The organism is Pantoea sp. BS_8 (assembly GCF_041954965.1).
Classification (GTDB): domain Bacteria; phylum Pseudomonadota; class Gammaproteobacteria; order Enterobacterales; family Enterobacteriaceae; genus Pantoea; species Pantoea stewartii.
On sequence record NZ_JAVAXU010000003.1, the window covers coordinates 17,224 to 44,146 of the forward strand.

At 54.4% G+C, this 26,923-nt stretch carries 24 protein-coding genes; 4 read left to right on the forward strand and 20 right to left on the reverse strand.

What is annotated here, in order from left to right:
* Window positions 1–69 precede the first annotated feature (69 nt).
* On the reverse strand, window positions 70–459 hold the full coding sequence (locus tag RAC65_RS08925; protein ID WP_006120008.1) for a RidA family protein: 390 nt from the start codon (window positions 457–459) through the stop codon (window positions 70–72).
* 145 nt (window positions 460–604) lie between these two features.
* Here RAC65_RS08925 and RAC65_RS08930 point away from each other — a divergent pair, with 145 nt between their 5' ends.
* A complete protein-coding gene (locus tag RAC65_RS08930) occupies window positions 605–1,192 on the forward strand; it encodes a TetR/AcrR family transcriptional regulator (RefSeq protein WP_058701326.1) in 588 nt (195 codons plus the stop codon).
* Between the two features lie 75 nt (window positions 1,193–1,267).
* Here the strand turns inward: RAC65_RS08930 and RAC65_RS08935 are convergent, their stop codons facing one another.
* Both RAC65_RS08935 and elaB read right to left on the reverse strand, forming a co-directional pair.
* Window positions 1,268–2,464 (reverse strand): nicotinamide mononucleotide deamidase-related protein YfaY, encoded by a 1,197-nt coding sequence (locus RAC65_RS08935; protein WP_006120010.1) that lies wholly within the window; start codon window positions 2,462–2,464, stop codon window positions 1,268–1,270.
* Between the two features lie 170 nt (window positions 2,465–2,634).
* Window positions 2,635–2,946 (reverse strand): stress response protein ElaB, encoded by a 312-nt coding sequence (gene elaB / locus RAC65_RS08940; protein ID WP_033740963.1) that lies wholly within the window; start codon window positions 2,944–2,946, stop codon window positions 2,635–2,637.
* A gap of 332 nt (window positions 2,947–3,278) precedes the next feature.
* Between elaB and RAC65_RS08945 the strand changes: the two genes are divergently transcribed.
* Window positions 3,279–4,937 carry a glucan biosynthesis protein D gene (locus RAC65_RS08945; protein ID WP_006120012.1) on the forward strand — a complete coding sequence of 553 codons (1,659 nt, stop codon included), beginning with the start codon at window positions 3,279–3,281 and terminating at the stop codon, window positions 4,935–4,937.
* Window positions 4,938–5,059: 122 nt separating this feature from the next.
* Here RAC65_RS08945 and RAC65_RS08950 read toward each other — a convergent pair whose 3' ends face one another.
* From RAC65_RS08950 to lrhA, 16 genes are all read right to left on the reverse strand, one after another.
* Entirely contained in the window at window positions 5,060–5,521 is a 462-nt protein-coding gene (locus RAC65_RS08950) for a GNAT family N-acetyltransferase (RefSeq protein ID WP_039339662.1), read from the reverse strand.
* A gap of 41 nt (window positions 5,522–5,562) precedes the next feature.
* On the reverse strand, window positions 5,563–6,468 hold the full coding sequence (locus tag RAC65_RS08955) for an alpha/beta hydrolase (RefSeq protein WP_054633422.1): 906 nt from the start codon (window positions 6,466–6,468) through the stop codon (window positions 5,563–5,565).
* 193 nt (window positions 6,469–6,661) lie between these two features.
* Window positions 6,662–8,119: an NADH-quinone oxidoreductase subunit NuoN gene (nuoN, locus tag RAC65_RS08960; RefSeq protein ID WP_006120015.1), complete on the reverse strand. Its 1,458-nt coding sequence runs from the start codon at window positions 8,117–8,119 to the stop codon at window positions 6,662–6,664.
* 6 nt (window positions 8,120–8,125) lie between these two features.
* Window positions 8,126–9,646: an NADH-quinone oxidoreductase subunit M gene (gene nuoM / locus RAC65_RS08965; protein ID WP_033740623.1), complete on the reverse strand. Its 1,521-nt coding sequence runs from the start codon at window positions 9,644–9,646 to the stop codon at window positions 8,126–8,128.
* Between the two features lie 209 nt (window positions 9,647–9,855).
* Entirely contained in the window at window positions 9,856–11,691 is a 1,836-nt protein-coding gene (gene nuoL / locus RAC65_RS08970; protein WP_033740625.1) for an NADH-quinone oxidoreductase subunit L, read from the reverse strand.
* Window positions 11,688–11,990: an NADH-quinone oxidoreductase subunit NuoK gene (gene nuoK / locus RAC65_RS08975; protein WP_028724970.1), complete on the reverse strand. Its 303-nt coding sequence runs from the start codon at window positions 11,988–11,990 to the stop codon at window positions 11,688–11,690. The genes nuoL and nuoK overlap by 4 nt, the downstream gene beginning before the upstream one ends.
* Window positions 11,987–12,538: an NADH-quinone oxidoreductase subunit J gene (gene nuoJ, locus RAC65_RS08980; protein ID WP_006120019.1), complete on the reverse strand. Its 552-nt coding sequence runs from the start codon at window positions 12,536–12,538 to the stop codon at window positions 11,987–11,989. The genes nuoK and nuoJ overlap by 4 nt, the downstream gene beginning before the upstream one ends.
* A 10-nt stretch (window positions 12,539–12,548) precedes the next feature.
* On the reverse strand, window positions 12,549–13,091 hold the full coding sequence (nuoI, locus tag RAC65_RS08985; protein ID WP_006120020.1) for an NADH-quinone oxidoreductase subunit NuoI: 543 nt from the start codon (window positions 13,089–13,091) through the stop codon (window positions 12,549–12,551).
* A gap of 10 nt (window positions 13,092–13,101) precedes the next feature.
* Window positions 13,102–14,079: an NADH-quinone oxidoreductase subunit NuoH gene (gene nuoH / locus RAC65_RS08990; protein WP_058701324.1), complete on the reverse strand. Its 978-nt coding sequence runs from the start codon at window positions 14,077–14,079 to the stop codon at window positions 13,102–13,104.
* On the reverse strand, window positions 14,076–16,799 hold the full coding sequence (gene nuoG, locus RAC65_RS08995; RefSeq protein ID WP_054633420.1) for an NADH-quinone oxidoreductase subunit NuoG: 2,724 nt from the start codon (window positions 16,797–16,799) through the stop codon (window positions 14,076–14,078). The genes nuoH and nuoG overlap by 4 nt, the downstream gene beginning before the upstream one ends.
* Window positions 16,800–16,910: 111 nt before the next feature.
* The gene (gene nuoF, locus RAC65_RS09000; RefSeq protein WP_170317973.1) at window positions 16,911–18,251 is read right to left on the reverse strand and encodes an NADH-quinone oxidoreductase subunit NuoF; all 1,341 of its coding nucleotides are present in this window, start codon (window positions 18,249–18,251) and stop codon (window positions 16,911–16,913) included.
* A 2-nt stretch (window positions 18,252–18,253) separates the two neighbouring features.
* Complete coding sequence (gene nuoE, locus RAC65_RS09005) at window positions 18,254–18,769, reverse strand: NADH-quinone oxidoreductase subunit NuoE (RefSeq protein WP_006120024.1); 516 nt, start codon at window positions 18,767–18,769, stop codon at window positions 18,254–18,256.
* Between the two features lie 2 nt (window positions 18,770–18,771).
* Window positions 18,772–20,571 carry an NADH-quinone oxidoreductase subunit C/D gene (gene nuoC / locus RAC65_RS09010; protein WP_006120025.1) on the reverse strand — a complete coding sequence of 600 codons (1,800 nt, stop codon included), beginning with the start codon at window positions 20,569–20,571 and terminating at the stop codon, window positions 18,772–18,774.
* Between the two features lie 115 nt (window positions 20,572–20,686).
* Window positions 20,687–21,364, reverse strand: a complete 678-nt coding sequence (locus tag RAC65_RS09015; RefSeq protein ID WP_006120026.1) for an NADH-quinone oxidoreductase subunit B family protein — start codon at window positions 21,362–21,364, stop codon at window positions 20,687–20,689.
* 15 nt (window positions 21,365–21,379) lie between these two features.
* Complete coding sequence (locus tag RAC65_RS09020; protein WP_006120027.1) at window positions 21,380–21,823, reverse strand: NADH-quinone oxidoreductase subunit A; 444 nt, start codon at window positions 21,821–21,823, stop codon at window positions 21,380–21,382.
* 638 nt (window positions 21,824–22,461) lie between these two features.
* Window positions 22,462–23,385, reverse strand: coding sequence for a transcriptional regulator LrhA (gene lrhA, locus RAC65_RS09025; protein ID WP_033740635.1), 924 nt, complete (start codon window positions 23,383–23,385; stop codon window positions 22,462–22,464).
* A 952-nt stretch (window positions 23,386–24,337) separates the two neighbouring features.
* On the opposite strand from lrhA, the gene RAC65_RS09030 reads away from it, so the two are divergent.
* On the forward strand, window positions 24,338–25,555 hold the full coding sequence (locus RAC65_RS09030) for a pyridoxal phosphate-dependent aminotransferase (RefSeq protein ID WP_033740636.1): 1,218 nt from the start codon (window positions 24,338–24,340) through the stop codon (window positions 25,553–25,555).
* Between the two features lie 70 nt (window positions 25,556–25,625).
* Complete coding sequence (yfbR, locus tag RAC65_RS09035; protein WP_006120030.1) at window positions 25,626–26,225, forward strand: 5'-deoxynucleotidase; 600 nt, start codon at window positions 25,626–25,628, stop codon at window positions 26,223–26,225.
* A 30-nt stretch (window positions 26,226–26,255) separates the two neighbouring features.
* On the opposite strand, the gene RAC65_RS09040 is transcribed toward yfbR, so the two are convergent.
* Window positions 26,256–26,915, reverse strand: a complete 660-nt coding sequence (locus tag RAC65_RS09040; protein WP_033740639.1) for a sugar phosphatase — start codon at window positions 26,913–26,915, stop codon at window positions 26,256–26,258.
* Window positions 26,916–26,923 lie beyond the last annotated feature (8 nt).

Genomic DNA, 26,923 nt, shown 5'->3' on the forward strand with positions numbered 1-26,923 from the left:
GTTGAGCCAAAGCGTTTAAAAAAACCGTCATCCCAACCGGATGACGGTTTTTTTTCGCCGGGTGCTGACTCAGGGGATACGGGCAATGACTTTGATTTCAAAATCGAATCCTGCCAGCCAGTTAACGCCGACCGCCGTCCAGTTAGGATAAGGTGGCTGCGGAAATATCGCTTTTTTCACTTCCATAATGGTAGCGAACTGCGTTTCAGGGTCGGTATGAAACGTGGTGACATCAATAAGATCATCGAACGAACAGCCTGCCGCCGCCAGTGTCTGGCGCAGATTCTCAAAGGCCAGTTGCACCTGAGCAGCAAAATCCGGTTCAGGCGATCCGTCCGTGCGACTGCCAACCTGACCCGAGACGAACAGCAGGTCGCCCGAGCGGATCGCAGCGGAATAGCCATGCCTTTCATACAGCGCATGACGGCCCGCCGGGAAAACTGCTTCACGATTGCTCATTGTTTTACCCTCTGGTGAGTTGTTATCAGGAAATCATGCGCCTCATGACGACATGATTTAATATACTTCCCGTATGTGAAATAAACCACACATACGCCCCGTATGTCAATTTCAGATACGCGACGTATACGAAAAGGAGAGAACCATGGCAGGACGACCTCGTGCGGTCACGATGGAAGAAAATCGCCTTAAACTGATTGCCGCCGCACGTAAAGCCTTTGCCGAAAAGGGGTTTGCTGCCGCGTCCATGGATGAGCTGACGGCGAGCGTTGGTTTAACGCGCGGTGCGCTTTATCACAATTTTGGCGATAAACGTGGCCTTCTCGCCGCTGTGGTCGCGGAAGTCGACAGTGACATCGCCCAGCGTGCAAAAGCGCGCGCGGCCAGTGCGGGCGACAGCTGGAACCAGTTGCTGGCGGAAGGTATCGCCTATATCGAGATGGCGCTGGACCCCGAAGTGCAGCGTATTGTATTACTGGATGGCCCGGCCTTTCTTGGCGATCCCTCCCTGTGGCCCAGCCAGAACGCCTGCCTGACCGCAACCCAGCATGCACTGGAGGAGATGGTCACGAGCGGCGTGCTGAAGCCCGTGGATGTTGAAGCCGCTGCCCGCTTGCTGAATGGTGCGGCGTTTACTGCCGCCTTGTGGGTGGCCGCCAGCGCCGAGCCCCAGGCCACGCTGGCTAAAGTCACAGCGACCTTTACCGTGCTGGCGACGGGGCTACGGCGCTAAACAGCGTGTTAGTTGAGGAAACGCGGGGAGCAGAAAAAGAAGGCGGTCGGTGCCGTTTGGCACCGGTCCGTTTTTTTAATGCTTGATAGTTTCAAGCACATCAATCCAGCCGTGCCCTGTGCTGACCTCGCTGCCGTGTAACCAGCGCCGCAGCATGTTCATTGCCATCATCGCCACCACTTTCTGACGGGTTTCCAGGTTGTGACGTCCACTATTGAATTTAACACGTTGTCCCCAGGTCGCTTCCGGTGTATGGAGCGCCACAGAGATCGCGTCTTCGCTCAGGCTGCCGACGGACAGGGCAAGCTGAGTCTGCAAGCGCGTCGCCAGCGCCTGGGTGCGCATGACCTGAACATCCAGACTCTCGTCCTGCTGCGGCAGAATTTCGCTGGCGCTCAGGGGCACGTCAGCCGAAGCCAGTTGCCAGTGAAGTAACCCTGCGGTGTACTGTTCGCTGATCGCCAGCCGCCAGTGACGTTGATGCAGTTCCCGCGCCAGCAGTGCAGGCAGCCCCTCAGTGCCTTCAAATATCGTACACTCGGCCAGCAACAAACGTACCTGCTGCCAGACCTGCTCCATCGCGACGCGCTGTTCGGCTGGCCCCGTAAGTTTGATTTCGATAATCGGCATGGAAGAACGGTAGCCCATCAGCACGTTCTCTGGCAGCGGCAAGGGTTCCAGTTCATTCGCAATGTCGCTTTCTCCCCGGCCAAAGGTGGTCAGCCGCAGGCAAACGGGCGGTTCAGGCAGGTCGAACTTCGCTTTCAGACGCGGAATGATTTGTTGTTCGACCATCACCTTGAATTCAGAGGGAACGCCTGGCGTAAAGAACATCCAGCAGCGATTGAGTTGCAGGGCAAAGCCACAGGCGGTGCCGACCGGGTTATCCAGCATTTCGGCGTTAGCGGGAATTTCTGCCTGTTTACGGTTGCTCTCAGCCATAACCCGTCCGCGGCTGGCAAACCAGGCTTCCATCGTTTCCAGCCAGGCTTCCTGCATCACCAGCCCTACCCCGCTCGCTTTGGCCGCGGCCTGGGCGCTAAGGTCGTCAGTGGTTGGACCCAGTCCACCATTCACGATGAGCACGTCCGCCTCAAGACTGCGGGCCTTTAGCGTTTCCACCAGCGACGACATTGCGTCACCCACCGTAGTCCGGCTGGTCATTGGCAGCCCGTGTTGAAATAACACATCAGCCAGCCAGGCGGCGTTGGTATCGACGATTTGTCCATGTAACACTTCATCGCCCGTGGACAGCATTTCAACTCTTATCACATTCATTCTCCTTGTGCCTGTCGCTTTACTTTAGAAAGCCCCTGAACAAAACACAATCTGCGGACAGGAATTAACCGGGTAACGGCATTTTCAGGCAGGTGACAGAAGTGCGGAAGAACCAGAGAGGGAGAACGGACAGGACAGCGCCTGCCCGTTTTAGGCGATTGAGATTAGCGACGCGCCAGCAGCAGGCCTAATACCAGCCCTGCAGTAGCACCGATGCCAATGCCCTGCCACGGTTTTTCATGGACGTAATCATCAGCACGGTACGCGGCCTGTTTGGCACGGTAGTAATAGCTATCCGAGGCCTGGCTGACACGTGATTTAACATCTTCCAGCGCGCGTTCAGCTTTGGTTTTCAGTTCGATATATTTCTGATCGGCCGGATCACCTGATGACTTCAGCACTTCTTCCAGCGTTTCAGTCAGCAGTGCGATATCGTCGTCATAGCCCGTGTCGAAAGATTCAGTCTGTTTTACCATCATTTCCTCCATGTGAATTGCAATGCACCTGGTTAACTATAGCCATAAATGAGGGCTTTGCGCGGCCCCTTACCAGGAATCACCTGAAAATCGGCGCAAGGAAAGCGCACGCGCGTCAACTTATGGCAGGCTGTGATTACGCAAAGAAGTGTAAGAGATGACTTGCTTAAAGCAATTTCGCTTCGTTTATTTGATTTATCTGATAAATTTTCAGCGAACTGAATTTTTCTCTAAGCCGACTGTCGTACCCTGCTGTTGCCTGTAATAATCAGGCTCTGTGCTTCGACACGACAGTCACAACAAACTCGAAAAGCTAAGGAATGATCTCCGGCATGAATCGAAGAATGTTTATGAAAGCGTCAATGGCCTTCTCCGCGGTGAGCGGTATGACAGGCTTATCAACGCTATTCGCGCAATCCGCCTGGGCAGATGATGGCATTGCTGACGGAATCGCAGTGCGCTTCGATTTCGACGAGTTAAAAAAGAACGCGGCCGCACTGGCCAAAAAGCCGTGGGGTGGTCCACCGGGCCCGCTGCCGCAAACGCTGGCTAACCTGACGCCGCAGGCTTACAACGATATTCAGTACGATGCTAATCACTCGCTGTGGAACAACATTCCGAATCGCGAGCTTGATGTGCAGTTTTTCCACGTCGGCATGGGCTTTAAACGCCGCATCCGCATGTTTTCCGTCGACAGTGCCAGCCGTGAGGCACGCGAAATCCACTTCCGCACCGAGCTGTTTAACTACAACGATGCGAAAGTCGACACTAAACAGCTGGAAGGCAAAACCGATCTGGGGTTTGCGGGCTTCCGTGCCTTTAAAAAACCCGAACTGGCCCGCCGCGATATCGTCTCCTTCCTCGGTGCCAGCTACTTCCGTGCTGTCGATGATACTTACCAGTACGGCCTGTCCGCGCGTGGCGTCGCCATTAACACCTTCAGCAATGGTCAGGAAGAGTTTCCGGACTTTACGGCGTTCTGGTTTGAAACGCCGAAAGCCGAAGACACAACCTTCACCTGCTATGCCTTACTGGATGGGGCCAGCATCACCGGCGCATACAAGTTTGTGATTCACTGCGAAGCCGAACGCGTGGTGATGGACATTGAGAATCATCTCTTTGCCCGCAAGGATATTCGTCAGTTAGGCATTTCGCCGATGACCAGTATGTTCAGCTGCGGCACCAACGAGCGTCGGATGTGTAACACCTACCATCCCCAGATTCACGACTCCGATCGTCTGGCAATGTGGAGCGGGAAAGGGGAATGGATTGCCCGTCCGCTGAATAACCCTCAGCGCCTGCAGTTCAACGCCTACGAAGATGAAAACCCGCGTGGTTTTGGTCTGCTTCAGCTTGATCATGACTTTGAGAATTATCAGGACGTGATTGGCTGGTATAACAAGCGGCCAAGCCTGTGGGTGGAACCGGTTGGTAAGTGGGGTAAAGGTGCCATCAACCTGATGGAAATCCCCACGACCGGTGAAACGCTCGATAACATCGTCTGCTTCTGGCAGCCCGCCGAACCGATCAAAGCGGGCAACGCGTTCAGCTTTTCGTACAAACTCTACTGGAGCGCACTGCCGCCTGTACAGAGCCAACTGGCGCGTGTGGATGCAACCCGCACCGGCATCGGCGGCTTCCCCGAAGGCTGGGCGCCAGGCGAGCACTTCCCGGATGTGTGGTGCCGCCGTTTTGCTGTCGACTTTATCGGCGGCGATTTGCAGGCCGCCGCACCAAAGGGCATTGAACCGGTGATTACCGTGTCCTCCGGCACCTTTAAGCAGGTTGAGATTCTGTATGTTGAGCCGATCAAAGGGTACCGTATCCTCTTTGACTGGTATCCTGACAGCGACAGCGTACAGCCCGTTGAGATGCGTCTGTTCCTGCGCACCAAAGACGAAACGCTGAGCGAAACGTGGCTCTATCAGTATGTGCCGCCCCCGCCAGACCAGCGTAAATACGTTGACGATCGCCAGATGACCGTCAGCTAACACGGCCATCTCACGGCATAATGCATCTCAGGCCTGGCGCCGGGATGCATTTTTTTTGCGTACGTGAAAAGAACACGCGACAGGCTGAGGGAGGAATAAAACCGTCAGGTCGTTAGCGCGGTTTATTTCCCCCCTGCTCTGCGCATATCAATATGGGGAATACCGTCCTCAAGGTAGCTGTCGCTGACCGCGACAAAACCATGACGCTGATAAAACCCCGCAAGATGCGCCTGGGCAGAAAGAAACTGTGCATGCTCCGGCCAGTGCTGTTCACAGCTGGCTATCGCCTGCATCATCAACTGGTTACCTAAATTCAGGCCACGGGCTTTGCTGGAGATGATGACGCGCCCAATTTTTACCTCTGTCTCGGCGCGCCGGGGCGACAGGATGCGCGCATAGGCCAGCAGGTCATCCTGCGCCATGCCGAGGAGGTGACGATTCTCGCCCTGCAAATCCTGACCATCCACATCCAGATAGGCGCACTGCTGCTCCACGACGAAGACTTCACAGCGCAACGCCAGTACTGCATAAAGCTGCGGGACGCTTAATGCCTGCTGGTGCAGATCCAGCCAACTGATATGCATGTCTCATCCTCATTCAATAACCGACCCCTCACTGTAGCCTGCTAGCGGCTTTGCAGCCAGTGTTGATAACGCGCAGGCCAGGCCATGGTGGGTGTGCCGGGTTTCCCCATACCAAAACCGTGCCCGCCGGTTGGGTAGCGGATCATCTCCACATTTACGTGATGTTGCTGACAGGCTCGCGCCATGATCAGCGTGTTGTGGGGATCGGATATCGGGTCATCTTCGGCCTGCACCAGAAAAAAAGGCGGTGATGCTGCTGTCACCGTATTCTGCACCGACCAGGCAGCGTCTTCTGCCGCCGTAGGATGCGCCCCCAGCAAAATGCGGTGAGTGGATGTGTGCGTATAAGGCGCTTCCAGCGTAATGACGGGATAAATCAGCGCGGCACCGTCAACCTGAACAGGTGCGCTGTCCTGTGCCTCTGTCACCGCCCCCATGCGCGCGCCCATCGGGCTGATGGCCATCCCGAGCAAATGCGCACCGGCCGAAAACCCCAGCACCGTTAACCCTGTTGCCTGCGCTTTGACCAGTTGCAGGGCACGCAGCGCATCCTGCAGGGCAACCCGGTTACCATCGCCCCAGTGTTCGGACGGCAGACGATAACGTAATATCGCCGCAGTGTAGCCGCGCGCCGTTAACCAGCGAGCCGCGGGCCAGGCTTCTTTTGCCATTTCTATCCGTTTATAGCCGCCACCGCCGGCGATCAGGACAACATGACCGTTCCCCATGCCCGGCCGTAAGACGGTTAAGGTGGGTACGGCGATATGACGCTCTGCGCCTGAAGGCGATGTCTCAACCGGCCCCTCTGGCCCGCCACCGCCGGGTGGCGTGCCGGGCCAGAGGGGAATAACGGTTTGGGCGACAGCGGCCTGCGCGGCGAATGACAGTGTGCTTTTTGCCGTCAGCAGCGTTGCGGTACACCCCAGCAGAAAATGTCGGCGATCCATAAGCAATGCTCCCCCTTATCTGTTCGCCCCATTTCAGCATGAAACTGTGGAAACAGAATGAAGATGCAGAATGAAAACGAAGAGAAAAGCGGACGCGACGTGATATTGCGAAGGCTATGCAAAAATCACCTTTGTCGATTTTCAGACAAAAAAAATCAGGCCCGAAGGCCTGATTGATCGCAACAGCGTGACATTACATCAGCGGCTGGGCCATCTGCACCAGTCTGATTAACGGCTGCGGATAAACGCCCAGCACCAACACCAGAATCGCGGAGATCAAGACAACCACGCCACCGGCGGTGAAGGCCCAGTTGGCTGGCGTATCGCGGCTCAGCAATTCAGGCGGGCTGAGATAAAGACTGACGGTAACGCGCAGATAGTAGTAAAGACCAATCGCACTGCCGACCACCACCGCACCGGTCAACCACCACAGGTTGGCGCTCACGCCAGAGGCAATCACGTAGAATTTACCGATAAAGCCCAGCGTCATGGGGATACCCGCCAGCGACAGCATCATCACGGTCATCACGGCCGACAGAATCGGACGGTGCCAGAACAGCCCGCGATAGGAGTAAAGCGAATCGGCATCCGGGCCACGATAAGGACTGGACATCAGGCTTACCACACCAAACGCGCCGAGGCTGCTGAACAGGTAACCAGCCAGGTAAACCCCTGCGGTTTCCAGCGACAGCTGATGATCTTTCACCGCAATCAGCGCGACCAGCAGATAACCCAGATGCGCGATAGAAGAGTAACCCAGCAGGCGCTTAATATTGCTTTGTGAAATCGCCATCAGGTTACCGAACAGGATGGAGACAAAGGCAATCACGGCCAGTACCGTCCGTACGGCTTCGCTGTCGGTCACCGGCGCGTACATAAACAGGCGCATGATAACTCCGAAGATCGCAATTTTGCTGGCGGTGGCAAGGAAAGTAGAAACCGGTGCGGGTGCGCCCTGATAAACGTCCGGCGTCCACAGATGGAATGGCACCAGTGACAGTTTAAAGCCCAGACCGATAATCAACATGCCCAGACCGACCAGCAGCAGCGGCTCCTGAATCATGCTGTCCGTCAGACTTTTACCCAGGCTGACGAAGCCCAGGTTGCCCGAGTCAGCGTAAATCAGCGCGATACCAAACAGCAGGAAAGACGATGCCGCCGCCGACAAGATGGTGTATTTCAGGGCCGCTTCCAGCGAACGTTTCTGACGGAAGGCGTAACCAATCAAACCAAACAACGGCAGTGACAGCAGTTCAATCCCGATAAACAGTGATGCAAGGTGGTTAGACGCTGACAACACAATACCGCCCAGTGCAGCAATCAGAACCAGCAGATAAAACTCGTCCTTGTTGTCCGGGAACGTGGCCAGCCACGGATAGGCAAAAGTACAGGTTGCCAGGCTGGCGAGCATCACCAGGGCGGTATAGAACATCGAATACGCGTCTACACGCAGCAGCGGCGTGACATCCATCGCGCCAACCTGACCGACAAAATACAGTGACAGCAGCGCCAGGTTCAGGCCAACCACTGTTAGCGTGGCGTTAACAAAGTGGTTGCGTCGCCAGGCAATGGACAGCATCACAACCACCACCGTCAATCCGACGATTAACAGCGGCAGCAACGCGATCAATTGTTGAGGAGTTATTGTCATGGCGAATTACGGCCTTGTAGTTGAAATTGAAGCGGTAAACCACTGCTGAATATTGCTCATTGCAGCATGTGAGGTATCCAGAATCGGCTGAGGATAAACACCCAGCAGCACCAGCAGGACCACGAGCACCCCAATGGTCAGGAATTCACGCGCCGACATGCCCGGCAGCGGATCTTTCGATTTCGCTTCACCGTAGTAGGCACGTTGCATCATCACCAGCGAATAGACCGAGGCGAAAACCAGGCCAAAGGTCGCAATCACGATAATGACCGGAACGATCTGGAAACTGCCGGTCAGGATCATGAATTCCCCGACGAAGTTACCCGTACCTGGCATACCCAGATTGGCGACAGCAAAGAACAGGGATAACCCTGGAATCCATTTGATGCGCGACCACAAACCGCCCATCTGACGCATATCACGGGTATGCAGACGTTCGTACAGCTGTCCGCACAGGATAAACAGCGCCGCTGCTGACAGGCCGTGCGCGATCATCTGTACAACCGCGCCCTGGAAGGCCAACTGGCTACCGGTGTAAATCGCAATCAGGACAAAGCCCATGTGCGAAATCGAGGTGTAAGCAATCAGGCGTTTGATATCCGTCTGCGAGAACGCCATCCAGGCACCGTAGAAAATCCCGATGATCCCTAACCACATCGCGATCGGTGCAAACTCTGCCGAGGCGTTTGGAAACAGCGGCAGGCTGAAGCGCAGTAAGCCGTAGGCGGCGGTTTTCAGCAGGATACCCGCCAGGTCAACTGAACCTGCGGTCGGAGCCTGACTGTGCGCATCAGGCAGCCAGCCATGAAGCGGGACAACCGGCATTTTCACCGCAAACGCGATGAAGAAGCCCAGCATCAGCAGGTACTCCACGGTGTGCGACATTGGCGTCTTCAGCAACTGCTCGTAGTTGAACGTCCAGACGCCCGTGGCGTTGTAGTGAACAAACACCAGCGCCAGAATCGCAATCAACATCACCAGACCGGATGCCTGAGTATAAATAAAGAATTTGGTCGCGGCGGTAATACGGGTTTTACCGTCCGATGCTTTATGTCCCCACAGCGCGATGAGGAAGTACATCGGCACCAGCATCATTTCCCAGAAGAAGAAGAACAGGAACATGTCAATGGCGAGGAACACGCCGATAACGCCGCCCAGGATCCACATCAGGTTCAGATGAAAGAAGCCCTGATACTTTTCAATTTCGTTCCAGGAACACAGCACCGCCATCAGGCCGAGCAGTCCGGTCAGCACCACCATTAACAGCGAAAGGCCATCAAGCGCTAAATGGAAATTAATGCCGAAACGGGGAATCCAGGGTACTGAGAAGCTCGATTGCCACTGCGGAATACCCGCTGCCTGCGTCAGTGAATAGCCCCCCTGCAACCAGAGTTGCAGCGAGAGCGCCAACGTCAGCCCCATGGTGATCAGTGCGATCCAGCGAGGCACCTTCGCGCCGAAGCGCTCGGTGAGCCAGCAGACGAAACCACCGAAGAAGGGTATGAAAATTAGCCAAGGTAATAACACGGCATACTTCCCTTTTTTTTGTCCTGGCTCGGGCTATCTCACTTACCCGTTTCGCCCCCGGCAGTGCTCGCAATCCTCACGTACTTCAGTACGCTCCGGTTGCTGTGCGCTGGCGGTGGCAAAACGGACTGCGCCGATTACGCCCTTACATCAGACAATCTTTGACATTCTTAATGGGTAAGTTTTCACACCTACCCGCTCATCAATCTTTAAATTACCAGCAGCAGCGCCAGCACAACGACGGCACCAACGCTCATCGACGCGACATACCAACGCAAATACCCGTTTTCACTGACCACCAGACCTTTATTGGCGATACGTGAAAGCAACGCAGGCAGGTTCATCAGGCCGTTAAGAGGATCGCGTTTTAACAACCACGCAATGCCCAGATACGGTTTGACAAAGACTTTGTCGTAGAGCCAGTCAAAGCCCCAGGCGGCGAACCACCAGGTGCCGAAGAAACGGCCCGGCGCACTGTTGGCCACGCTGCTGACCAGCTGACGCTTGCCCAGCCAGAGGGCAGCGGCGATAACGATGCCCGCAACCGCGACCAGGCCGGACGCGATCTCCAGCGTGACTTTACCGTTCTCACCAAACTCATTGGCCGGTAAAACGCCCGCCAGCGGTGGGGTAATTAATGCACCCACAAACGTTGAGAGCACCAGCAACACAATCAGTGGCAGATGATGGGTAATGCCTTTGCCCGCGTGTGCATGGATTTTCTCTTCGCCGTGGAAGACGATAAAGATCATGCGGAAGGTGTAGATTGAGGTCAGGAACGCCCCTACCAGACCCGCGACCATAAGGTTCAAATGGCCGTTCGCCAGTGCACCAAACAGGATTTCATCTTTACTGTAGAAACCGGCGGTAATCAGCGGCAATGCGGCCAGGGCAGCACCGCCGACCAGGAAGCAGGTGTACACCAGCGGGATGCTTTTACGCAGTCCGCCCATCTTAAAGATGTTCTGCTCGTGGTGGCAGGCCAGGATAACCGAACCTGAGGACAGGAACAGCAAGGCTTTAAAGAAGGCATGGGTCATCAGGTGGAAAATGGCGGCATCCCACGCCTGCACGCCCAGCGCCAGGAACATGTAGCCGATCTGACTCATGGTAGAGTAAGCCAGTACACGTTTGATATCCGTCTGGACCAGAGCAGCAAAACCCGCCAGTACCAGCGTAATCGCACCGATAATGCCGACCAGATGCAGCACTTCAGGCGTCAACAGGAACAGGCCGTGGGTGCGGGCAATCAGGTAAACCCCTGCCGTCACCATGGTGGCGGCGTGAATCAGCGCGGAAACCGGCGTTGGACCTGCCATCGCATCGGCCAGCCAGGTCTGAAGCGGCAGCTGCGCAGACTTACCTACTGCGCCACCCAACAGCATCAGCGTGGCCCATTGCAGCATATGGTTGTCCGCCGCAAAGTGTGCCGGAGCCAGTTCCGCCATTTCGCGGAAGTTGAGCGTACCCAGTTCGTTGTAAAGGATGAACAACGCAAATGCCAGGAAGACATCACCGACGCGCGTGATGATGAATGCCTTCATCGCCGCCTTGCCGTTTTCCGGATTGCTGTAATAGAAGCCGATCAGAAGATAGGAGCACAGCCCTACCCCTTCCCAACCCAGATACATCAGCATCAGGTTATCCGCCAGAACCAGAACAACCATGCTGGCGATAAACAGGTTGGTATAAGCGAAGAAGCGTGAATATCCCTCTTCTCCACGCATATACCACGAGGCGAACATATGGATCAGGAAGCCGACACCGGTCACCACAGACAGCATGGTGAGCGACAGGCCATCCAGCGTCAGATTGACCTGAATATTAAAATTGCCGACATGAATCCAGGTCCACAGCGCCTGAGTGAAGACCTGCTGCCCGTGGGCAAAGAAGTCGAAACCCACAAACACCGTGGTGAGCGCAGCCAGCCCGACCGATCCCATGCCCACGGTCGCGGACAGGTTTTCTGACCAGCGGCCACGGGAGAACGCTAACAGCAGAAAGCCGATTAGCGGAAATAAGACAGTTAAATAGAGAAGGTTCATCCGCGCATCTCGCTCACAGTATCAATGTTCAGCGTCTGACGACGACGATAGAGCTGAAGCAGCAGGGCCAGCCCAATACTGGCTTCCGCTGCGGCGAGACTGATAGCCAGAATATACATCACCTGACCGTCAGCCTGTCCCCAGTAGCTGCCTGCAACAACCAGCGCCAGCGCCGCGGCATTGATCATGATTTCCAGGCTTATCAGCATAAACAGCAGATTACGGCGCAACACCAGCGAGGTCAGCCCCAGCACAAACAGCACCGCCGCCAGAATCAATCCATGTTGTAAGGGAATCATGCTTGCTCCTTATTCGCCTGCGCGGCATCGTTTGAACGGTTGCTCAGGACTTCGCCCTGGCGCTCTTCGCGGCCCAGGTGGAAAGCCACAACCAGGCCGGCCAGCAGCAGCATTGATGCCAGTTCAACCGCCAGCACATACGGGCCAAACAGACTAATGCCCACCGCTTTCGCATCGATAATTTTGCCGTCAATACCCTGGTCATGTGCCGTCATGATGGCGTAGATCATCACTGCCAGCAGCAGCAACGAAACCAGGCCCGGACCAATCCACAACGACGGACTTAACCATTCACGCTCCTGTTTCTGCGTGGCTTTGCCCAGGTTAAGCATCATCACAACGAACACGAACAGCACCATGATGGCACCGGCATACACAATAATTTCCAGTGCACCTGCAAAGTAGGCACCCAGAGAGAAGAAGACGCCAGCCACCGATAACAGCGAAACGATCAGGTACAGCAACGCATGTACCGGATTAGTGTGGGTGATCACGCGCAACGTCGTCACCACCGCCACCAGTCCGCAAAGATAAAACGCAAATTCCATGCCCTGCTCCTTAAGGTAGTAAGCCTTTGACGTCGATAGGTTTCGCTTCGTTCTCTGCGTCACCCTTATCTTTACCGTCAATTGCCATACCTGCCATACGGTAGAAGTTGTACTCCGGATATTTACCCGGCCCCGAGATCAACAGGTCTTCTTTTTCGTATACCAGATCCTGACGCTTGAACTCGCCCAGTTCGAAATCCGGCGTCAGCTGGATAGCGGTGGTTGGGCAGGCCTCTTCGCAGAGGCCGCAGAAAATGCAGCGTGAGAAGTTGATACGGAAGAACTCTGGATACCAGCGGCCGTCTTTGGTTTCCGCTTTTTGCAGCGAAATACAGCCTACCGGACAGGCTACCGCACACAGGTTACAGGCAACACAACGCTCTGCACCATCAGGATCGCGGGTCAACACAATACGGCCACGGTAACGCGGTGGCAGGTAGACCGGCTCTTCTGGATACATCTGGGTTTCGCGTTTCGCGAAGGCGTGCATGCCAATCATCCAGATACTGCGCACTGTCGTGCCGAAGCCTACGACAATATCTTTTAACGTCATTTGTTACCCCTTACTGCGCTGTATAAAGAATCACTGCGGCGGTCGCCAGCAGGTTCAACAGCGTCAACGGCAGACACACTTTCCAGCCGAACGACAGCACCTGGTCATAGCGTGGACGCGGAAGCGCAGCACGAATCAGGATGAACATCATCATAAAGAACGCCGTTTTCAGGGCGAACCAGATGAACGGCGGCAGGAAAGGCCCGAGCCAGCCACCAAAGAACAGCGTCACAATCAGCGCTGAAACGGTGGTAATCGCGACATATTCGCCGACAAAGAACAGACCAAATTTCATACCGGCATATTCAATATGGTAACCGTCAGCCAGTTCCTGCTCGGCTTCGGGCTGGTCAAACGGATGGCGGTGACAAACGGCCACACCCGCGATACAGAAGGTCACAAACCCAAAGAATTGCGGGATGATGTTCCACAGATGCGTCTGACTGTTGACGATATCGGTCATGTTGAACGAGCCCGCCTGCGCTACCACGCCCATCAGTGACAGACCCAGGAACACTTCGTAACTCAAGGTCTGCGCAGAGGCACGCATCGCACCTAACAGCGAGTATTTGTTATTACTCGACCAGCCCGCAAACAGCACGGCATACACAGCCAGGCCCGCCATCATCAGGAAGAACAGCAACCCGATATTGAGATCGGTCACCACCCAGGTCGGTGAAACCGGGACGATAGCAAAGGCCAGTAGCAGGGAAACAAACGCGATGACCGGCGCCAGCGTAAAGATAAAGCGATCGGTGAACGGGGGAACCCAGTCCTCTTTAAAGAACATCTTGATCATGTCAGCAACCAGCTGCAACGATCCGCCCCAGCCCACACGGTTTGGCCCATAGCGGTTCTGAAACAGGCCGAGCAAACGACGCTCGGCGAAGCTCATAAACGCACCGCAGGCCACCACGACCAGCAAAATCACCAGCGCTTTACCAATGGCGATCAGAATGTCGATAACATCCGGTGTTAACCAGCTCATTGCGCCGCCTCCTGCAGAGAATCAATTTTTGCATTCGCCAGGAAGGGCGGGACACCCGGCATACCGAGTGGAAGCCCAACCTGCCCTGCCTGCAAAGAAGCCGAGAAACGCACTGGCAAACGTACGGTTTCACCTGCACAGGTTAATTCCACTGCTGCACCGTTATTCACGCCCAGCTTCGCGGCATCTTCCGGGTTCAGAACCAGGGTTGGTGCCGACATGCGCTGCTGGATAACCGGCGCACGCTGCGTCATTTCTTCACTTCCGAATAACTGGTAGTAAGGCGCGACGCGGAACTGACCTTGCGTGGCATAGGCTTCTGGCACGCTGCTGAACCAGGCAAGCTGCGCATCGCTGGCTTCGAACAAACGCACACCGGGATCGCCATGACGCAGTTTCCCGCCCACTTCATCCTGGAATTTGTTCCACGCCTGCGGTGAGTTCCAGCCTGGTGCCCACGCAAACGGAATTTGCGAACGCGGTGCGCTCGGCTGGTTGTTTCCTTCCATCGAGAAGGCAAACATGGTGTCCTGATCCTGCGGCTGACGCGGCTCATGCACGCTGATATTCGCGCGCGCAGCAGTACGCCCACTGGCACGGTGCGGAGAACGCGCCAGCTTCTGACCACGAATACGGAAGCTGGCATCCGGCGCCGCATCCTTGATCCCTTTCAGTTGTGGCAGACTTGCCACAACGGCATCAATGACATGGTCCAGTTGCGTCCAGTCAACGTGACGGCTTTCCAGCGCGCTGTGCAGCGAGTGCAACCAGCGCCAGCTTTCCAGCATCACAATGCTGTTATCGTAGTAGGCAGGATCGTACACCTGGAAGAAGCGCTGTGCGCGGCCCTCATGGTTAATTGACGTACCGTCGCTTTCGGCAAAACTGGCAGCGGAAAGCACCAGTCCGGCTTTTTCCACCGTGGCGGTGCGCTGATGATCGACCACAATCACGTTAGCCGCATGGTTCAGCGCCGCATCGACCTGCGCTTTTGGCGCATGGCGATACAAATCGTTTTCCAGCACCACGACCGCATCGGCTTCGCCGTTCTGCAGTTGTTCCAGTGCCTGATCCAGCGTATTGCCACCCATCAGGCCCAGGCCCATGCTGTTAGCATGACCAGCCAGCAGGGTGATACCGACGTCTGCACCGCGCGCTTTCAGGGCTTTGGCCACGTTCGCGGCCGCTTCGATCATGGCACTGCTGCCTGAATGCACACCGGAAATGATTAGCGGTTTTTTGGCACCGGCCAGCGCCTGTACCACCACATCCAGCTTACCGTTCAGCGCACTGTCGAAGTCGCTGACGGCTGGCGCACTGTCGTCCAGCGCGTGGGCAATCGCAAAGCCAAGACGCGCCTGTTCTTCAACCGGGGCACGGTAGCTCCATGCCGCGATGTCGTCCAGACGGGTTTCATCGACGTTGGTGACAAATAACGGATGCTTAGCGTGCTGACCGATATTGAGGATCGCGGCGATCTGCCAGTCTGCGACTTTCTGCGCAGCGGCCATTTCGCGGGCTTTGCCTTTTACTGCCTGACGCACTGACAGGGCCACGCGTGCGCCAACCTGTGTCAGGTCTTCGCCTAACACCAGCACCGCGTCGTAGCTCTCGATCTCGCGCAGTGAAGGCGTATAAATGCCGCCTTCACGCAGCACTTTCAGCAGCAGTTCAAGACGCGCCTGTTCGCCCGCGGGCATACCGGTAGAGAAGTTTTCCGCACCGACCAGTTCGCGCAGAGCAAAGTTACTTTCGATGCTGGCACGCGGCGAACCAATACCAATGACGCGCTTCGCCTGACGCAGGACATCGGCTCCGGCGTTAACGGCCTGCTCGGCATTCAGCTTCACGCTGTCGTTGCCACGCAACTGGACCGGATGGCGAGGACGATCTTTCAGATTGACATAACCGTAGCCAAAGCGACCACGATCGCACAGGAAGTAGTGGTTAACGCTGCCGTTATAGCGGTTTTCGATACGACGCAGTTCGCCGTAGCGCTCACCGGGGCTGGTGTTACAGCCTACGCTGCACTGCTGACAGATGCTTGGCGCGAACTGCATATCCCATTTACGGTTATAGCGTTCGGAGTGGGTTTTATCGGTGAACACGCCGGTCGGGCAGATTTCGACCAGGTTACCGGAAAACTCGCTTTCCAGCGTGCCGTCTTCCGGACGACCAAAATACACGTTGTCGTGCGCACCATACACGCCCAGATCTTTACCGTCGGCATAATCTTTGTAGTAACGCACGCAGCGGTAGCAGGCGATACAGCGGTTCATTTCGTGCGAGATGAACGGACCGAGATCCTGATTGCGGTGAGTACGTTTGGTGAAGCGATAGCGGCGGAAGCTGTGGCCTGTCATGACCGTCATATCCTGAAGATGACAGTTACCGCCCTCTTCACATACCGGACAGTCATGCGGGTGGTTAGTCATTAACCACTCCACCACGCTTTCACGGAACTCTTTCGCTTCGCCATCATCAATTGAGATGAAGGTGCCATCGGACGCCGGTGTCATACAGGACATGACAAGGCGGCCGCGGGTGTCTTCAGCGTTCTGGAATTGCTTCACCGCACACTGGCGGCAGGCACCCACGCTTCCCAGCGCCGGATGCCAGCAAAAATAAGGAATATCAAGGCCCAGAGACAGACATGCCTGTAGCAGGTTGTCCGCTCCGTTCACATCATATTCTTTACCGTCTACATGGATTGTAGCCATAGTGACATGCTTCCGTCAGGCTCGTCAGAAACGAGCGTTAATCAAATTCTTGCCCCTGCACACTGCAACAGGGACGGCGGCACAGGGCCAGCTCCCGTGGATAACGGCGAATTACCAGCGCGCTTTCAGCAGGTTTGGCTGAATACCGCCGATAGATCGGGTATTGCCAAACACCTGCGGCGCAATGCCGGCTTCAAACTCTTCACGGAAATATTTAATGGCGCTCTGCAGCGGCTCGACCGCACCCGGCGCGTGGGCACAGAAGGTTTTGCCCGGGCCAAGCTGGCGGCAAAGCTGCTCCAGGGTCTCAATGTCCCCCGGCTGGCCTTTTTTCTGCTCCAGCGCGCGCAGAATCTTCACGCTCCACGGCAGGCCATCACGGCATGGCGTACACCAACCGCAGGATTCGCGGGCAAAGAACTCTTCCAGGTTACGCACCAGTGAAACCATGTTGATTTCATGGTCCACGGCCATTGCCAGAGCGGTACCCAGACGGCTGCCGGCTTTACCAATGCTGGCAAATTCCATGGGCAGATCGAGGTGCTGCTCCGTTAAAAAGTCGGTCCCCGCGCCACCCGGCTGCCAGGCTTTAAAACGCAGGCCGTCGCGCATACCGCCGGCATAATCCTCAAGGATTTCGCGTGCGGTGATACCAAATGGCAGTTCCCACACGCCAGGGTTTTTCACCCGGCCGGAGAAGCCCATCAGTTTCGTACCGGCGTCGTCGCTTTTTGACAGACCTTTGTACCACTCGACGCCGTTGGCCAGAATAGCCGGCACGTTCGACAGCGTTTCAACATTGTTCACGCAGGTCGGCTTGCCCCACACGCCCGCGCTTGCCGGGAAAGGCGGCTTGGAACGTGGGTTGGCACGGCGACCTTCCAGGGAGTTAATCAGTGCCGTTTCTTCACCGCAGATATAACGTCCCGCACCGGTGTGGACGAACAGTTCAAAATCAAAACCGGTACCCAGAATGTTTTTGCCCAACAGGCCTGCTTCAGTGGCTTCCGCAATCGCACGACGCAGATGCACTGCGGCTTCAATGTATTCGCCGCGCAGAAAGATGTAGCCCCGGTAAGCTTTCAGGGCAAACGCACTGATTAGCATGCCTTCCACCAGCTGATGCGGCATCTGTTCCATCAACAGGCGGTCTTTATACGTGCCAGGCTCCATTTCATCGGCGTTACACAGCAGGTAACGGATGTTCATGGATTCATCTTTCGGCATCAGGCTCCACTTCAGGCCCGTCGAGAATCCGGCACCGCCGCGCCCTTTCAGACCGGAATCTTTTACCAGTGAGACGATTTCGTCAGGTGCCATCCCTTTCAGGGCTTTTTCCGCACCGGCATAGCCGTTTTTGCTGCGATACTCATCAAGCCATACCGGCTGCTGATCCTCGCGCATGCGCCAGGTCAGGGGATGGGTTTCAGCAGTACGAATGATCTGTTTGATTGTCATTGATACTGCTCCAGCAAAGAGGCGATGCCTTCCGGCGTCAGATGAACGTGGGTATCTTCATCCACCATCATGGTTGGACCTTTATCACAGTTACCCAGGCAACAGGTCGGCAGTAAGGTAAAGCGACCGTCGGTTGTCGTCTGGCCAGGCTTAATATTCAGGTTTTCTTCCAGTGCCGCCTGAATCCCCTGAAAACCGGTGATGTGGCACACCACGCTATCGCAGTAGCGAATCACGTGGCGGCCAACAGGCTGACGGAAAATCTGACTATAGAACGTTGCCACGCCTTCTACGTCGCTGGCAGGAATCCCTAACACTTCTGCAATCGCATGGATCGCACCGTCAGGCACCCAGCCGCGCTGCTTCTGCACAATTTTCAGTGCTTCAATGGAGGCAGCGCGCGCATCTTCGTAATGGTGTTTTTCGTGCTCAATCGCATGGTGCTCTTCCGCACTCAGCACGAAGACCTCGTTAGGGTCGATCGTTTTAATAGCAATGTGTTGATCGTGCATAATTAGCGGTCCACGTCTGACATAACAAAGTCGATACTACCGAGGTATACGATCAGGTCGGATACCAGGCTGCCACGGATTACCGATGGAATCTGCTGCAGGTGCGGGAAGCTCGGTGTACGCACACGCGTGCGGTAACTCATCGTGCTGCCGTCGCTGGTCAGGTAGTAACTGTTGATCCCTTTGGTCGCCTCAATCATCTGGAAAGATTCGTTGGCCGGCATGACCGGGCCCCAGGAAACCTGCAGGAAGTGGGTGATCAGGGTTTCAATGTGCTGCAGCGTACGCTCTTTCGGTGGCGGCGTGGTTAACGGATGATCCGCCTTAAACGGCCCTTCCGGCATGTTGTTCAGGCACTGCTCCAGGATACGCAGCGACTGCCACATCTCTTCCATTTTCAGTTGTACGCGCGTATAGGCATCACTGATGCCGGCGCCCACAGGAACCTCAAAATCGAAGTTTTCATAGCCTGAGTAGGGGCGCCATTTACGCACGTCAAAATCGAGACCCGTTGCACGTAGTGCGGCACCGGTTGTGCCCCAGGCGAGCGCTTCTTCCATGTTATAGGCGGCTACGCCCTGCGAACGGCCCATCAGTACGGTATTGCGCAGCGCCGCTTTGTCATACTCTTTCAGACGTTTTGGCATCCAGTCCAGGAAGTCACGCAACAGGCGTTCCCAGCCTTTCGGCAGGTCATGTGCGACGCCGCCAATACGGAACCAGGCCGGATGCATACGGAAACCAGTAATCGCCTCCACCACGTCATAAATTTTCTGACGGTCGGTAAAGGCAAAGAACACCGGCGTCATGGCCCCGACGTCCTGAATAAAGGTGGAGATGTACAGCAGGTGACTGTTGATGCGGAACAGCTCTGAAAGCATCACGCGGATTACGTTAACGCGATCGGGCACCACGATGCCGGCCAGTTTCTCTACCGCCAGCACATAAGGCATTTCGTTGACGCAGCCACCGAGGTATTCGATGCGGTCAGTGTAGGGAATATAGCTGTGCCAGGACTGACGCTCGCCCATCTTCTCGGCACCACGGTGGTGATAACCAATATCCGGAACGCAGTCGACAATCTCTTCACCATCCAGCTGCAAAATGATGCGGAACGCACCGTGCGCGGAGGGATGGTTAGGACCCAGGTTGAGGAACATGAAGTCTTCACTGGCAGTACTGCGTTTCATGCCCCAGTCTTCTGGCTTGAACGTCAGCGCTTCCATTTCCAGATCTTCTTTCTGTTTGGTCAGCGTGAAAGGATCGAATTCGGTGGCGCGCGCAGGGTAATCCTTACGCAGCGGGTGCCCTTCCCACGTCTGCGGCATCATGATGCGGGTCAGGTGCGGGTGACCGTCAAAAGTGATGCCGAACATCTCCCAGGTTTCGCGCTCATACCAGTTCGCATTGGCGAAAATTTTCGTGATGGTCGGCACGTGCATATCATTTTCAGACAATGCCACCTTGAGCATGATGTCGCGATTGCGTTCAATCGAAAGCAGGTGGTAGAAAACGGAAAAATCCGCGGCAGGTAATCCGGCGCGGTGGGTGCGTAAACGTTCGTCCATACCATGCAGGTCATAGAGCATGACGTAAGGCTTGGGTAATTTACGCAGGAAAGTGATGATTTCCAGTAGCTGTTCACGCTTAACCCATACCACCGGAATCCCGGTACGTGTTGCCTGAACAGTAAAGGCATCCGGCCCAAAACGATTACGCAATTCGCCAATTACCGGGTCATCCAGATGATCCCGGGTTTGCCATAGCGGCTGAGCGAGATCTTGCGTGGTCAAATCTGTCATACGTTACTCACCATTCCGGCCTGCTAACAGGCGCTCAAATGAAGGCGTCAGGATGGTGCCATGCATTAATTTGTGTATTGTCGCTGCAGGCACTGATTCCATCCATACGGTTAACTTAAACTTCGTCTGGTGTACGCAGGTTGGTTACTGCAATACGCTCGCCACGCTTACGTTCACGCTCAGACTGCATATTGGCACGGTAAACGCCCTGATCGCCGACCACCCAGGACAGAGGACGACGCTCTTTACCAATCGACTCCTGCAGTAACAGCAGAGCCTGCATGTAGGCTTCAGGACGCGGTGGGCAACCTGGAATGTAAACGTCAACCGGCAGGAATTTATCCACGCCCTGCACGACAGAATAGATATCGTACATGCCGCCTGAGTTAGCACAGGCCCCCATGGAAATGACCCATTTCGGCTCCAGCATCTGATCGTACAAACGCTGAATCACCGGGGCCATTTTAGTGAACGGCGTACCGGCAATAACCATAAAGTCGGCCTGACGCGGTGAGGCACGCATAACCTCAGCACCAAAACGCGCCACATCGTGCACGGCGGTGAAGGAGGTGGTCATCTCAACGTAGCAGCAGGAAAGACCAAAGTTGTAGGGCCACAGGGAATTCTTACGTCCCCAGTTCACCATGTCGTGCAGGGCATGTTCGAGCTTGCCCATGTAAACGCTGCGATGAACGTGCTGCTCCAGCGGATCGCTGACGATTTCCTGCTTTTGCAGAGGGTAACGGTCGTTCTCACCACCGTTCGGGTCTATGCGGGTGAGCGTATAGTCCATCTTATTGCCTCTCTTTTACTGCTTGTGAGGATTGGTGTGACTTACCGTGGGAGTTTTAACCACGATTCGGCGGCGTGCAGGAGTCCAGTCCAACGCGCCAATGCGCACCAGATAAACCAGGCCCGCCAGGAGCACCAAAATGAAAATTGCGGCTTCCACAAAGCCGACCCATCCACTTTCACGGATTGAGGTCGCCCATGCGTATAAAAAGAGAGCTTCGACGTCGAAGATAACGAAGAACATCGCCACCAGGTAGAATTTGGCGGATAAGCGGATGTGAGTATCACCCACGGATTCAATACCGGATTCGAAAGGCGTGTCTTTATGACGGGCACGAGCTCTGCCGCCTAACAGCCATCCTCCGGTCAACATAAACGCACAGAGGCCAAATGCGATGACGATAAAAACGATGAATGCCCAATGCTGAGCGATGATTTCGGTGGTAGTTGACATACTCATTGCTTACTCATCAAAAGTGGCGCTGGCATCCTGCTCTGGTTCTGGCAGCAAACTCACCACATCGATTCAAAGGGAAGGATAAAAACCTTACAAATTTTGCTGTTACTGTGCAATAAGCAGCAATTTTATGTGGTTTTTTACTCCTTTCTATAACCTTTTGTCAACTTTGACAAAAGTATCCAAACATTATTTTACACCTGCATCATATTATTAACATATGACGCGCGTGTTTCCAGCTAAATCGCTTCAGTCTGTAGGGGTAATTTCAGTGTAGCGGGTATTTCAACGTGTGGATCGCGTTATCAACGCGCATAGTTTGACAGGATTCGGCGAGATTGCCTTGCTTTTAGAAGGGCTATTTTGTTGATCCAGAACACAGAATTATCATTTTTGTGTTAAATTTAATCAGTTATCAGCCTGATTCGCATCAACAAATCTCCACTTCGTGCTTTCCCTTCCCCACTCGCCCTGTTGATCAGAGTATGAACAGGTAATTGACAGAACAGAACTGAAAAAGAAAACCGCGGGTCAGAAAAGCAGCAAAAAAAAGCCTCTTGTTCCGGTTACAGAACAAAAGGCGCATTTACTCAGATTAACGTGCCGGCAGATTTCGCATTTTTTGCGAAAGAAGACGGGATTTACTCTTCGTCGTCCAGCAGTAAGGCACCATCGGCATTGCCGATCATGTTGTAGGGATCGTGGGTAGACTGCATGGCGTTGAAAATGGCCAGCGCCAGTTCGTTGTCGTTGTCCGCGTTGCGGCACAGCAGATACTGAGTATCTGGCAGCACCGGTAATCCTTCTGCTGCACCCATTACGCGCAGTTCAGGGCTCATCATCTCCACCGGACGCGCGGTCACGCCTAAACCAGCTTTAACGGCAGCACGCACCGCTGCCAGCGTTGAAGCGACGTAAGAGATGCGCCAGGGAATGCCTGCTTCGTTCAGATGGTCAATCGCCATATCACGGTAAGGGCTGGGTTCATCCAGCAATACCAGTGGGATCGCTTCCCCACGCTGGAACACATAGTCCGCTGCGCAATACCACAGGGTTGGCGATGTCCGCAGTACCTGATGTGTAAAGTTACCCGGACTGGAGGTGGTAACAACCAGATCGACTTCGCCCTGATTCAGCATTTCCATCATAAATGGATTGCGTTTCACACGAACGTCAATGGCCAGTTTGGGATAAACAGAGGTAACGCGGTTTAACAGGAACGGCAGAATGGTATCGGACGTATCGTCTGACGCACCGATTGTCAGAACGCCCTGAATATTGCTGTACATCAGCGATGTGCAGGCTTCATCGTTAAAACGCAGAATTTTTCTGGCATAACCCAGAAGCTGAATGCCATGTTCTGTTAATAATTTGTTGCGGCCATGCCTGGCAAACAACTCTTTACCGACCAGTTGTTCCAGACGCTGCATCTGCTGACTTACTGCCGATTGCGTTCTGCATACCGCAGCAGCCGCGGCTGCAAAGGTGTTTAAATCCGCAACAGCAACAAAAGTTCGAAGCAGATCGAGATCAAGATTAAGTATCGGACGATTTGCATTAGTCATGTTTTTCTTCACTTATTAGAGTTTTAAGAACTACTATCCTGGTGTTATTACAAGCTTATCAAAGCGATAAGCGGTAATGATGCTTCATGCCGTCCCAACACAGGGCCGACATAAAATTTACTTACGAAGGCGCACGGCACGTTCCTGTAAAACACGGAAGCCGTGACCTGAAGACAGAGACAACTTCTGTACCGAAGGCACTGGATGCAAAATTGCGGGAAGCTGTGTAGTTGTCTTTTTCAACCCCAAAAAAGTCATTACGCCGGGGTAAATGGGTCTGTCATACACACACGCTGTATCGCGTTTAATCACATCAAATAGTAAATTATACTTAATCATTTTTGACCGCAAAATGGAAATGTTTTTATGAAAAGCATTGCAAATTTTGATCGGATCGCATTTTCCAACACGTCCTGTGCGCATTCAACCCGTCCAAAAACAGTGAATAAGACTTTTAGACAGGTAAACCTGTACTAAAGATGCTCTCTGTTTTTTAGCCTGGCTTCAAAAAACGGAAAAAAGTCCTTAGAGATAAAATAGTTAACCGTATTAACGATTAATGCACGGCTGTCACACCCTACTTACGCTATGCACTATCGTGCAAAATTTATGCATCAATAAAGCATAATTAAACTATTTCATTTATGACGCATTAGGCCTGTTCTGATTTCACTATGTCAATTACGTTCCCTGTCGGCATAAAAAAAACAGCAACGCGCCAAACAAAGCCTTTTTATCAGGCAGCATAAAAAACCATTAATGATGACTAAAGCAGACTTTTAAACCATACAGGGTCATAAGCAATATGCATTACGTCGTCTGGACGGAGACAAAGATGCTGAAGACGCCAAAACCACCTCGCGCCCTTCTTTTGTGTTCGTGAGGAGAGTACATTGTGCAGGTTTGTTTTCAGCGGCAGGCAAAAGGATTCTGCATATTAAGGCGGCCAAAAATGACTTTTCAAATTGATAAATCCGGCAAACTGGACAATGTGTGTTATGACATTCGTGGGCCGGTTTTAAAAGAGGCCAAGCGCCTGGAAGAAGAAGGTAATAAAGTTCTCAAGTTGAACATCGGTAACCCCGCGCCGTTTGGCTTTGAAGCGCCCGATGAAATTCTGGTGGATGTGATCCGTAACCTGCCCAGTGCACAAGGTTATTGCGATTCCAAAGGGCTCTATTCCGCCCGAAAGGCCATCATGCAGCATTATCAGGCGCGGGATATGCGCGATGTCACAGTAGAAGATATCTACATTGGAAACGGTGTCTCAGAACTGATCGTTCAGGCGATGCAGGCGCTGCTGAACAGCGGAGATGAAATGCTGGTTCCGGCACCGGACTATCCGCTCTGGACGGCAGCCGTGTCGCTGTCGAGCGGAAAAGCCGTGCACTATTTGTGTGATGAGTCCGCCGGCTGGTTCCCGGACCTGGACGATATTCGTAGCAAAATTACGCCACGCACTCGCGGCATTGTTATCATCAACCCCAACAACCCCACCGGTGCGGTTTACAGCAAAGAGCTGCTGATGGACGTGGTTGAGATAGCCCGTCAGCATAACCTGATTATATTTGCTGACGAGATCTACGATAAGATCCTCTACGATGCCGCACAGCACCACTCTATTGCCGCACTGGCACCGGACTTGTTAACGGTCACGTTTAACGGCCTGTCAAAAACCTACCGCGTGGCGGGCTTCCGTCAGGGCTGGATGGTGCTGAATGGTCCGAAAAAGCACGCAAAAGGCTATATAGAAGGGCTGGAAATGCTGGCTTCCATGCGCCTGTGCGCCAACGTTCCGGCGCAGCACGCAATTCAGACCGCCCTGGGGGGATATCAGAGCATCAGCGAGTTCATCGCACCGGGTGGTCGTCTCTACGAACAGCGTCAGCGTGCCTGGGAACTGATCAACGATATTCCCGGCGTCAGTTGTGTGAAGCCGGAGGGAGCGCTGTACATGTTCCCGAAAATTGATGCCAAAAAATTCAATATTCAGGACGACCAGAAGATGGTGCTGGACTTCCTGTTACAGGAAAAAGTGCTGCTGGTGCAGGGCACCGCGTTTAACTGGCCGTGGCCCGATCATCTGCGTATCGTAACCCTGCCGCGCGTCGATGACCTGGAAATGGCCATCAATAAGTTTGGCCGTTTCCTGCAAGGCTACCGCCAGTAGTCCTGTTGCATCTATACTGATGTCATTTTGGGGAGAGTTGACCTCTCCCCTGTCGTAAACAGGAACGACCATGACTCAAAGCCATTTCTTCGCCCACCTCTCACGCCTCAAACTGATTAACCGCTGGCCACTGATGCGTAACGTGCGGACCGAAAACGTCTCTGAACACAGTTTACAGGTGGCGATGGTCGCCCATGCGCTGGCCATCATCAAGAACAAAAAGTTTAACGGTAACCTGAATGCCGAGCGCATCGCGATGATGGCGCTGTACCATGATGCCAGTGAAGTGCTCACGGGCGATTTGCCTACCCCGGTGAAGTATTACAACGCGCAAATTGCCCATGAATACAAAAAGATTGAGAAAATCGCGCAGCAGAAGTTGATTGAGATGCTGCCCGACGAGTTGCAGGACGTTTATCGCCCGCTGATTGATGAACATCTGCACAGTGAAGATGAGAAAGCGGTAGTGAAGCAGGCCGACGCACTCTGCGCCTACGTTAAATGCCTGGAAGAGTTGTCGGCAGGCAACAATGAATTCTTACTCGCCAAGGCGCGGCTGGAAAAAACCCTGACTCAGCGTCGCTCGCCTGAAATGAGCTATTTTGTTGAGGTGTTTATCCCAAGCTTTAGCCTGTCTCTGGACGAAATCTCGCAAGATACACCGCTCTGATTCGGGCGGCCCGATGCCGCCACTCTGCACTTAAGGCTGGCTGTGAAAGGCAAACTTACCCGCTGGCTGTCTGGTAATGATTAGTGACGCCAGTGAAGTCAGGCGCAGCGCCACGTCATCCAGTCGCGGTGTCTCGTCTGGCGCATTGACAGCAATGACGGCACAGCCCGCCGACAGCCCGGCCATCACGCCAGCAGGCGCATCTTCAACCACAACACAGTCGGCTGGAGACAGTTTCAGCCTTTCGGCACCCAGCAGGTAGGGATCGGGTTCAGGCTTACCCTTTGCTACCTGCTCAGCCGTAATGAAGACCGCAGGCAGAGGCAGGCCCGCCGCTTTGTGGCGGGCATGAGCCACTGGCACAGAACCTGAAGTAACAATCGCCCAGGGGATCTGCAGTTCATTAAGCTGAGTGAGCAGCGCCAGGGCACCTGGTAACGCCTTCACACCGTCCGTATCTTCCGCTTCCGTTTTTTCCAGTGCCAGGAACTCGGCCTGAATCGCGGCCTCTGACTGACCGGCCATAAAATGACGCAGGGAGGTGATTGCCTGTTTACCGTGAATGAAGTCCAGAATCTCATCAGCCGCAATGCCATGACGTGCGCCCCAGTTAGACCAGGCACGTTCAACCGCCGGTAATGAATCCACTAAGGTGCCGTCTAAATCAAACAAAAAACCACTGTACTCCACACGTCACT

What these genes read in the sequence shown, in the direction of transcription:
- RAC65_RS08925 (WP_006120008.1), bottom strand. Translation starts at nt 459, where the DNA reads ATGAGCAATCGTGAAGCAGTTTTCCCGGCGGGCCGTCATGCGCTGTAT.
- RAC65_RS08930 (WP_058701326.1), top strand. Translation starts at nt 605, where the DNA reads ATGGCAGGACGACCTCGTGCGGTCACGATGGAAGAAAATCGCCTTAAA.
- elaB (WP_033740963.1), bottom strand. Translation starts at nt 2,946, where the DNA reads ATGGTAAAACAGACTGAATCTTTCGACACGGGCTATGACGACGATATC.
- RAC65_RS08945 (WP_006120012.1), top strand. Translation starts at nt 3,279, where the DNA reads ATGAATCGAAGAATGTTTATGAAAGCGTCAATGGCCTTCTCCGCGGTG.
- RAC65_RS08950 (WP_039339662.1), bottom strand. Translation starts at nt 5,521, where the DNA reads ATGCATATCAGTTGGCTGGATCTGCACCAGCAGGCATTAAGCGTCCCG.
- RAC65_RS08955 (WP_054633422.1), bottom strand. Translation starts at nt 6,468, where the DNA reads ATGGATCGCCGACATTTTCTGCTGGGGTGTACCGCAACGCTGCTGACG.
- nuoN (WP_006120015.1), bottom strand. Translation starts at nt 8,119, where the DNA reads ATGACAATAACTCCTCAACAATTGATCGCGTTGCTGCCGCTGTTAATC.
- nuoL (WP_033740625.1), bottom strand. Translation starts at nt 11,691, where the DNA reads ATGAACCTTCTCTATTTAACTGTCTTATTTCCGCTAATCGGCTTTCTG.
- nuoK (WP_028724970.1), bottom strand. Translation starts at nt 11,990, where the DNA reads ATGATTCCCTTACAACATGGATTGATTCTGGCGGCGGTGCTGTTTGTG.
- nuoJ (WP_006120019.1), bottom strand. Translation starts at nt 12,538, where the DNA reads ATGGAATTTGCGTTTTATCTTTGCGGACTGGTGGCGGTGGTGACGACG.
- nuoI (WP_006120020.1), bottom strand. Translation starts at nt 13,091, where the DNA reads ATGACGTTAAAAGATATTGTCGTAGGCTTCGGCACGACAGTGCGCAGT.
- nuoH (WP_058701324.1), bottom strand. Translation starts at nt 14,079, where the DNA reads ATGAGCTGGTTAACACCGGATGTTATCGACATTCTGATCGCCATTGGT.
- nuoG (WP_054633420.1), bottom strand. Translation starts at nt 16,799, where the DNA reads ATGGCTACAATCCATGTAGACGGTAAAGAATATGATGTGAACGGAGCG.
- nuoE (WP_006120024.1), bottom strand. Translation starts at nt 18,769, where the DNA reads ATGCACGATCAACACATTGCTATTAAAACGATCGACCCTAACGAGGTC.
- nuoC (WP_006120025.1), bottom strand. Translation starts at nt 20,571, where the DNA reads ATGACAGATTTGACCACGCAAGATCTCGCTCAGCCGCTATGGCAAACC.
- RAC65_RS09015 (WP_006120026.1), bottom strand. Translation starts at nt 21,364, where the DNA reads ATGGACTATACGCTCACCCGCATAGACCCGAACGGTGGTGAGAACGAC.
- RAC65_RS09020 (WP_006120027.1), bottom strand. Translation starts at nt 21,823, where the DNA reads ATGAGTATGTCAACTACCACCGAAATCATCGCTCAGCATTGGGCATTC.
- lrhA (WP_033740635.1), bottom strand. Translation starts at nt 23,385, where the DNA reads ATGACTAATGCAAATCGTCCGATACTTAATCTTGATCTCGATCTGCTT.
- RAC65_RS09030 (WP_033740636.1), top strand. Translation starts at nt 24,338, where the DNA reads ATGACTTTTCAAATTGATAAATCCGGCAAACTGGACAATGTGTGTTAT.
- yfbR (WP_006120030.1), top strand. Translation starts at nt 25,626, where the DNA reads ATGACTCAAAGCCATTTCTTCGCCCACCTCTCACGCCTCAAACTGATT.